Annotated in this window: 1 protein-coding gene; it reads right to left on the bottom strand. The window is 59.6% G+C overall.

The annotated features are described in order from the left end of the window. Positions 1–33: 33 nt before the first annotated feature. Positions 34–520 (bottom strand): MarR family winged helix-turn-helix transcriptional regulator (locus tag RVY79_RS17160; RefSeq protein ID WP_317465682.1); only part of this gene is annotated, 487 nt, incomplete at its 5' end.

Below are 520 nucleotides of genomic sequence, written 5' to 3'. Positions count from 1 at the left end.
GTCCTGATGTGTCGTGGCCTGATGCATAACGTTCTACAGAGTACGGTCATTGCCTTGCGCATCGTTCTGCGCCGATGCCCCGGCGCGCGCGAGGTTTTCGTTGATCGCGAGCAGCGTTTCACGCGTGATCGCAACATTCGTCGCCGGAATGCCAATGAGCGCGATATCGTTGACTTCCTCAGCAGCCGGAATCAGCAACGCGCGCAAAGATGCGCCTTTCGGCGTGAGGAACACCCGGACCTGCTTGCGGTTGTCCGGCATTTTTTGTCGCGTGACGTAGCCCAACTTCTCCATCGACTGCACTGCCGAGAAAGTCGTAGGCTCCCTGACGCCTGCCCGAGCGCTCAGTTGCCGCTGCGTGATGCCATCCGTCTGCCACAGGATGCGCAGGAACGTCCACTGACCGTACATCACATCGTGCGCCCGCAGGCGCGCTTGCAGCGCACTCGATAACCCACGATATGCATTCTTGACCAGATGTGCGATGCGTTCGTCACTATCCATGTGCACCGCTGCCGTC

This window comes from Chromohalobacter sp. HP20-39 (assembly GCF_033052815.1).
Classification (GTDB): Bacteria; Pseudomonadota; Gammaproteobacteria; order Pseudomonadales; family Halomonadaceae; genus Chromohalobacter.
Note: the sequence above shows the minus strand (reverse complement) of the source record. Positions and strands in the feature narration are given on the sequence as shown.